This is a genomic window from Deinococcus sp. (assembly GCF_025362455.1).
In the GTDB taxonomy this organism is placed as follows: Bacteria; Deinococcota; Deinococci; order Deinococcales; family Deinococcaceae; genus Deinococcus.
Map to the genome: position 1 here is coordinate 1 of NZ_JANYGJ010000017.1, position 6115 is coordinate 6115.

At 68.8% G+C, this 6115-nt stretch carries 5 protein-coding genes; 1 reads left to right on the forward strand and 4 read right to left on the reverse strand.

From position 1 onward, the window contains the following. Positions 1-306 precede the first annotated feature (306 nt). From mqnB to Q0R23_RS01280, 4 genes are all read right to left on the reverse strand, one after another. Positions 307-954 (reverse strand): futalosine hydrolase, encoded by a 648-nt coding sequence (gene mqnB, locus Q0R23_RS01265; protein ID WP_293909509.1) that lies wholly within the window; start codon positions 952-954, stop codon positions 307-309. 9 nt (positions 955-963) lie between these two features. After that, on the reverse strand, positions 964-3018 hold the full coding sequence (locus Q0R23_RS01270; protein WP_293909512.1) for a DUF3488 and transglutaminase-like domain-containing protein: 2055 nt from the start codon (positions 3016-3018) through the stop codon (positions 964-966). After that, positions 3015-4118, reverse strand: coding sequence for a DUF58 domain-containing protein (locus Q0R23_RS01275; protein WP_293909514.1), 1104 nt, complete (start codon positions 4116-4118; stop codon positions 3015-3017). Before Q0R23_RS01275 ends, Q0R23_RS01270 begins: the two co-directional genes overlap by 4 nt. A gap of 128 nt (positions 4119-4246) precedes the next feature. Further along, a complete protein-coding gene (locus Q0R23_RS01280; protein ID WP_293909517.1) occupies positions 4247-5194 on the reverse strand; it encodes a MoxR family ATPase in 948 nt (315 codons plus the stop codon). 139 nt (positions 5195-5333) lie between these two features. Between Q0R23_RS01280 and Q0R23_RS01285 the strand changes: the two genes are divergently transcribed. Next, positions 5334-6115 (forward strand): enoyl-ACP reductase (locus Q0R23_RS01285; protein ID WP_293909519.1); only part of this gene is annotated, 782 nt, incomplete at its 3' end.

Consider the following 6115-nt stretch of genomic DNA (forward strand, 5'->3'; position numbering starts at 1 on the left):
TGGCCTAGATAAACTGCTTAGAGCAGATGTCATAAAAAGACCCTTTTTATGACCGAGCGGAGCGAGTAGTTTTGACTGAGTAGGACGCAGAATGGAGGCGCGGGGAGGCTGTTTTCCCCGTGGCGTAATTCGGAGTACTGCACTAAGTATGTCCTTGCTAACATTTCGGGCTTCCGCAAAAAGCGCTCCATCCCTCCACTCCCGCCAGGACATACTTTCTTCCTCACTCGCTTTTCGTCGTGAACGGACACCCATGAGGGTGCCACTCCTCCCGCTCGGTAAAGCTAAAGCTTTACAGGGAGATACTCAGCTCGCCGCCAACGCCTCCAGCACACGCCTGAGCCCGCCGTCCAGCGCCGCCAGGGCCTCACCGATGCGCCAGGCCAGGCGGTCACGCGGCCCCACGAGGTTGCTCACCCCGCGCACCTCGGTGACCGGGACACCCGCCAGGAGCGCCGCGTGGGCGACCCCGGCGCCCTCCATGCCCTCGACGAGTGCGCCGGGCAGGCGGCGAAGCAGCTCAGCCGCCCCGACAGCGCTGCCGGTCACGCTGCTGACGGTCACGAACGGTCCACGGGGAAGGTCCACGGTGCCCGTCCAGCACGAAAAGCGGCCCGGATTGCCCGCTGCGACCTCCAGGCCCAGGTCACCCAGGGGCAGGAACGTTTCAGCGTCCCAGGCGCCCAGATCGGCCTGCACGATCTCGGAGGCGAGGGCCACGTCACCGATCTTGAGTCCGCTGCCCGCAAACGCGCCGCCGATGCCCGCGCTGATGGCCAGGTCGAAGCGCGATTCAAGCAGTGCCGCCTGGGTCGCCAGCGCCGCCGCCACCGGTCCCACGCCGCTGACGATCACCTGGATGTCCACGCCGGGCACCCTCAACTCACCCAGCCTCAACTCACCCAGCCGCACGGCTTCTCCGGCAGTGGCGACGACGATCAGCACACGCTTCATAAGCCGAGTTTAGCGTTCCAGCTTGAAGCCTCTGACCCGCCCCATAAACGCCTGGACCTGCTCGGCGCTGGGTTCGGGGCCGTAGCGCAGGGTCTGGTATTCGCCCACCAGCGCCTCGATGGCGGCGGCCTGGCCGGGGTGCTGGGCGGCGGCCCGCACGGCGTAGGCGCTGCCCGGCTCCTGGGGGGCACGCGGCAGCTTCAGGCGGCGGCTGAGCAGCTCATAGGCCCGCACCAGCGGCTCGGCTCTGGCTTTGCGGCGCAGCAGCATCGGCACGCCCGCCAGCAGCAACACCAGGGCGCCCACCAGGGTCAGCTTGAAGCTGCCGAACTCGCCCAGGCCCAGCTTGGCGAACAGTTGGCGCTGTTGGTCGCCGTCGTAACCGATGACCCAGGTGTTCCAGAGGTTTTGCAGGGCGTCCAGGCGCAGACTCAGCCCTTTGAAGAGGCCGAAGGTGCCGCCTGAGAGCCCCGGCGCGTTGGGAATGGCCCGCACGCCCTGCTCGATGCGGTCCGGCGAGACGGTGGCCGTCGGATCGACCCGAATCCAGCCCTGGCCGGGCAGCCACACCTCGGTCCAGGCGTGGGCGTTGGCCTGGCGCACGATCAGGTAGTTGCCGTTGGCCTCGGCGCCCTGGTAGCCGGTGACCACGCGGGCCGGAATGCCAGCCGCCCGCATCATGAAGGCGTAGGCGCTGGCGTAATGCTCACAGAAGCCGCGTTTGCTGCGAAACACGAAGTCGTCTAAGCCGTTGACGGTGCTCAGCAGCGGCGGGTTGAGGGTGTAGGCGTAGCCGCCCTGCCTGAACACGTTCAGACCCGCCCTGACGCGCTCGGCGGGCGGCAACTTCAGCCAGCCCGCCGCCAGTTCGCGCAGGCGTGGATTGCTACCCACCGGCAACTCCAGATTGCGGCCCAGCCAGGCGCCGTCGGCGTTCAGGCCGTACTGGAAGGTGGTCACGGCGCTGAGCCTGAAACGGGTCCGGGCACCGATGCGCGTCGGCTTGATGACCTGCAAGTTCTGGGTGATGGTGGTCCCGGCAGGCAGCGAGCCGGGGGCGTCCAGGGCCAGCACCCAGGCGCGTTCGTGCGGCTCGACGGTCAGGGTGTAGCTCTGCGGCGGGCTGCTGGAGACCACCTGGGGAAGGGCGCGGGGACTGGGGCCGATGCGCCAGGCGGCGCCGTCGAAGACCTCCATGACCGGGCCGCGCCAGTACAGCGCACTCGGCGGCGGTACGGCTCCGTCGAACTGGGCGCGGAAGGCCACCTCGTCGCTGAGCGCCAGCGAGCTGATGCCGCCCGGATTCACGCTGTCGGATAAGCCCGACGAACTCTGATTGCCGCTGACCGGCATCTGCCACAGCGGGCTGTCGGGGCGCGGGAACAGCACGAACAGCGCGGCGGCCAGCGGCAGGGCTTGCAGCAGCAGCGTGGCCGATGACCTCAGCAGTGGCCTGAAGCGCCCGAAGCCCCGGCCCCCAAACCCTTGATTCTGGGCCTTGAAGATTTCCGCAAAGGCCGTGGGCTGCTCCGAAACCGCCAGCACCGCGCACAGCGCGAGCATCGAGAGCAGGGCGTGGACGGCGGTCAGGGTGTCTTGCACGAAGAAAAAATGCGTGACGGTCAGAAAAAAGCCCAGCAGCACCAGCATCTGAAGGTCGCGCCCGCTGCGGGTCTCCACGGTTTTGAGGGCCAGCAGCACCACCAGGATGGCCGTGCCGCCGTCGCGTCCCAGCAGGGTCTCGAAGGCCCGCGTCAGGCCCCAGCCGGTCAGCACCACCAGCAGTAGCAGCACCAGCGACTGGGCAGCGCCGGGCAGCGCCGGAGCCCGCCTGAGCGCCACCGCCGCCCGGTACGCCAGCAGCGCCAGCACCAGTAGCGCGCCCCAGGGCGGCATCCGGGTCAGGTCGGGGGCCATGCACAGCGCCAGGGCCGCCAGCAAGCCCAGCAGCGGCACGGTACTCAGGGCAGCGGGCAACGGCGGCGGCGCCCGTCCACCTGATCTGAATGAGCGCAGGGTGATGGGCCGGGTCAGCAGGCTCAGAGCGCGGGGTTCGGGGGTCATGGGCGCCCCTGGCGGCTGGCTTTGGACAAATTGACTTTGCCTGGGCTGGACTTGCCTGAGCTGGACTTGCCTGGGCTGGCTTTCATCGGCGCATCGTCCGGCAACTGCCAGCGGGCCAGTTCGCGCAGGCTGCGCCGGGCCTGGGCCTCACCGCCGCCTTCCTCCAGGTTCAGGCCGGGCAACTCCAGGCGGTAACGGGCGTCCTGTGAGCGGGCCCGCAGCACCCAGGCGCTCAGGCGAGACAGGCGCTGTTCGGTGTCCAGGCCGCGAATATCGGCAAAACTCAGGCGCAGGCTCAGGCTGGCGGGGGCGTCGAAGAGTTTGGTCTGCAACTCCCCGGTGCGGGCCGACTGGCGCCAGGCCATCAGCCGGGGCGCGTCGCCGGACACGTAGGCGCGGATGCCGGAAAAGTCTTCCTGGCCGGGCATCCGTTTCTCGCCGCTGCCCTCGCCCGCCCGCACGCCAGGCAGCGGCGGCGCGCCTTGTTCGGGGGCCGGATATACCAGCGCCTCGGCGCTCAGCAGCGGATAGGTCACGCCGCGCCACAGCCCCAGCAGGTCACGGGCCTCCAGCCGCAGCCGGGGCAGCGTCAGCGGGCCGCGCCGGGCGGCGTGAATCAGCACCTCGGTGATGGTCTCGGTGTTGCCCGGCAGATCGACGCGGGTAATGCTCGCGGTGCGGGGCCGGTGCGCCCGGATACGCAGACCGGTGCGCTGCTGGCCGGATGGGTTGTGGACGCGCAGCGCGAAGGCGGCGTCCTGCCCGGCCCAGGCGCTTTCGGGGGCGGCGGCCCGCAGGGTCAGGCCACTCAGGCTGCGCGAGGCCGACACCGCGCCCACCACCCACAAGCCCAACATCAAAAAGGTCACCAGGTAGCCCAGGCTGAGCTGATAATTCACGCAGCCGATCAGGGTCAGCACAGATGCACCCAGAAACGCCGCGCCGAAACGGGTCGGATAGACGCGCGGGCCTCTGGAAAAATGGGTGGCCGAGGCGATGGTGATGCCCTGCCCGGCGTCGGCATTGCCGTCGTCGCTGGCCCACTCGCTGAGGCGCTCGCGCAGACGGGACCGGGTGGGGGAGGAAGGAATCTGGGTCATGCGTCGTCTCTCCCCGGAATGCTGAAGTGAGGTCGATGTGGGACTGGGCCGCTGCGTCTGGATGACCGAATGTGGGTATCGGGGTCTGCGTTACCGGCTCTGGAGACTGCCCACCCCGAACTGGCTGCTCAGGGAATCGGCACGCTGGCGATCAGGCTGGCGGCGACTTCCGGACTCGGCGCCCCGCTGGAGCGGCCCAGCAGGCGGTGGGCGGCCACACTGGGAAACACCGCCCGCACGTCTTCGGGGAGTGCCAGATTGCGCCCCGACAGCCAGGCCCAGGCCCGCGCCGCCGAGAGCAGGCCCAGCGCGGCGCGGGGGCTCAGGCCCGCCTGCACCTCCGGGTGGGTGCGCGAGGCGCTGACCAGGGCCAGCACGTAGTCGGCCAGCGCCCCGGAGACATGCACCGCCGCCGCCGCCTGCTGGGCGCCCAGCAGCGCCTGTGGGCTCAGCACCGGGCTCAGCCCTCTGGCCGCCTCACGCCGACCTCCGGCCAGCAGCAGTTCGCGCTCGGCGCGGGGGTCGGGGTAGCCGAGCGAGACGGTCATCAGAAACCTGTCCAGTTGAGATTCGGGCAGGGCGAAGGTGCCCAGTTGCGAGGCCGGGTTCTGGGTGGCGATCACGAAAAACGGCGTCGGCAGGGGCCGGGTGGTGCCGCCCTCGCTGACCTGGCGCTCCTCCATGGCCTCGAGCAGCGCCGACTGGGTTTTGGGCGTGGCGCGGTTGACCTCATCGGCCAGCAGCAGTTGGGTAAAGATCGGCCCCTCGTGAAAGCGGAATTCGCGCCCCTGCGGCTCGTAGATGCTGACGCCCAGCAGATCGGCGGGCAGCAGGTCGGAGGTGAACTGCATCCGGGCAAACTGGAGGCCCAGCGTGGCGGCCAGCGCCTGCGCCAGCGTGGTTTTACCCACCCCCGGCACATCTTCGAGCAGCAGGTGGCCGCCCGCCAGCAGGCAGGCCAGCGAAAGCCGCACCTGCCCGGACTTGCCCAGAATCACGCTGCTGAGCTGGGTCAGCGCCGTGACCGCTAAGGCGCTCAGATCAGCGGGCGCCGTGTTGAGCTGGGTGGCCGTCATCCGGCCTGCTGGGAGGAGCGCGTGAGAACAGGCCGGGTCATCTACGCAGCTTAATGAACTCCTTCTGGCAAAAGGCTTACGGCTCTTACCATCGGACGGCCACCGCACGGCCCGGCGTGGTCCCCGCTACACTCTGGGCATGATTACTGTCGATCTGAGCGGAAAAACAGCCCTGGTCATGGGCGTCGCCAACGCCCGCAGTCTCGGCTGGGCCATCGCCGAGCAGCTCCTGGCCGCCGGGGCGCGGGTGGCCTTCAGCTATCAGGGCGAGCGGCTGTTACCTGAACTCGAAAAGCTCACCAAAGACCATCCCGGTGTGCTGCTCCAGCAGGCCGACGCCACCAGCGAGGCCGATCTGAGTGCGCTGTTCGCCCGCATCAAAGCCGAATTCGGCAGCCTGGACGGCGTGGTCCACTCGATTGCCTACGCGCCCCGTGAGGCGATGGAGGGCCGCTTCGTCGACACCACGCCCGCCGATTTCAACACCGCCCTGAGCGTCAGCGCCTACACCCTCATCAGCGTCTGCCGCCACGCCGAGCCGCTGCTCAGGACGGGCAGCAGCGTGGTCAGTTTGACCTACCACGCCTCGCAGAAAGTGGTGCCTAAATACAACGTCATGGGCGTGGCCAAAGCCGCCCTGGAAGCCGCCACCCGTTACCTGGCCGCCGAGCTGGGGCCGCAGGGCGTGCGCGTCAACACCATCAGCGCCGGGCCGATGCGCACCATCGCCGCGCGCAGCATTCCGGGCTTTGCCACCATGTACGATCAGGCCGCCCAGGCCGCGCCGCTGGGCCGCAACGCCACCCCGCAGGAAGTCGGCAAACTGGGCGTATTTTTGCTCAGCGATTTGTCGAGCGGCATGACGGGCCAGGTCGTGTACGTGGACGCAGGCAGCAGCGTGATGGCGATGAAGATGCCGGG

Excerpts from the sequence above, each read along its gene's own strand:
- mqnB (WP_293909509.1), bottom strand. The coding sequence starts at position 954 with ATGAAGCGTGTGCTGATCGTCGTCGCCACTGCCGGAGAAGCCGTGCGG.
- Q0R23_RS01270 (WP_293909512.1), bottom strand. The coding sequence starts at position 3,018 with ATGACCCCCGAACCCCGCGCTCTGAGCCTGCTGACCCGGCCCATCACC.
- Q0R23_RS01275 (WP_293909514.1), bottom strand. The coding sequence starts at position 4,118 with ATGACCCAGATTCCTTCCTCCCCCACCCGGTCCCGTCTGCGCGAGCGC.
- Q0R23_RS01280 (WP_293909517.1), bottom strand. The coding sequence starts at position 5,194 with ATGACGGCCACCCAGCTCAACACGGCGCCCGCTGATCTGAGCGCCTTA.